Origin of the sequence: Methylobacterium sp. J-059, from assembly GCF_022829485.1 — a bacterium.
Classification (GTDB): Bacteria; Pseudomonadota; Alphaproteobacteria; order Rhizobiales; family Beijerinckiaceae; genus Methylobacterium.
Map to the genome: position 1 here is coordinate 1 of NZ_JAKSYA010000051.1, position 1,046 is coordinate 1,046.

A 1,046-nucleotide genomic window follows, 5' to 3' on the forward strand; every position below is an offset into this window, starting at 1 on the left:
TGGGGCGCGGCCCTGATCACGCTCCTGATCTGCATCGGGATCGGGATCGCCATCAACCGCGTGATCGTCCGGCCGCTCGGGCGGGTGATGACCTTCGTCGAGCAGGTCGGTCAGGGCGACCTGTCCGGGACGCTCGGGGACGGCGGCCATAACGAGATCGGTCGCCTCGGGCGTACGCTGAACGGGATGGTCTCGGGGCTTGCGGATCTGGCCCGGACGAACCGTGCGGCGACGTCGGACCTGAACGCGGCGGCGGCCGAGATCCGCGCCTCGGCGCAGGAGCAGGCGGCGTCGGTGGAGGAGCAGTTCGCGGCGGTGCAGGAGACGGCGGCGACGGTGGACGAGATCACCCATTCGGGCGCGCAGATCACGAAGCGGGCCGGCGAGGTGATCGCCACCGCCCAGGCCACGGCCCAGACCTCGCGCCAGGGCCTGCGCGCGGTGGCCGACACGGCGCGGGCGATGGACGCGATCCGCGAGCAGGCGGAGGCGGTGGCCGGCAACATCGTGACGCTGTCGGAGAAGACCCAGACGATCGGCGACATCATCGAGACGGTCAACGACATCTCGGAGCGCACGCACCTGCTGGCGCTCAACGCCGCGATCGAGGCGGCGGCGGCCGGGGAGAGCGGGCGGAGCTTCGCGGTGGTGGCCTCGGAGATGAAGCTTCTGGCCGACCAAGCCAAGGCGGCCACCCTGCAGGTGCGCGGCATCCTTTCGGAGATCCAGCGCGGCATCAACACCTCGGTGATGCTGACGGAGGAGGCGGTCAAGCGGGCGGCCACCGGCAAGGCGCGCTCCGACACGACCCAGCGCACGATCGAGGAGATCACCGGGCGGGTGGAGGAGAACGTGCAGACCTTCCAGCAGATCGTGGCGTCGACCAACCAGCAGCAGCTCGGCATCGAGCAGGTGATGGGCGCCCTGCAGAACATCCGCCAGGCGAGCCAGCAGACCGCCGCCGGCACCCGCGAGGTCGAGGCGGCCTCGGCCAACCTCACCGAGCTCGCAGGAGCCCTCATGGCCCTCGCCGAACGCTACCGGCA

At 70.9% G+C, this 1,046-nt stretch carries 1 protein-coding gene; it reads left to right on the forward strand.

Annotated features, from left to right (window positions below):
- A partial coding sequence (locus tag MKK55_RS05295; RefSeq protein ID WP_243933617.1) for a methyl-accepting chemotaxis protein occupies positions 1 to 1,046 on the forward strand: 1,046 nt, incomplete at both ends.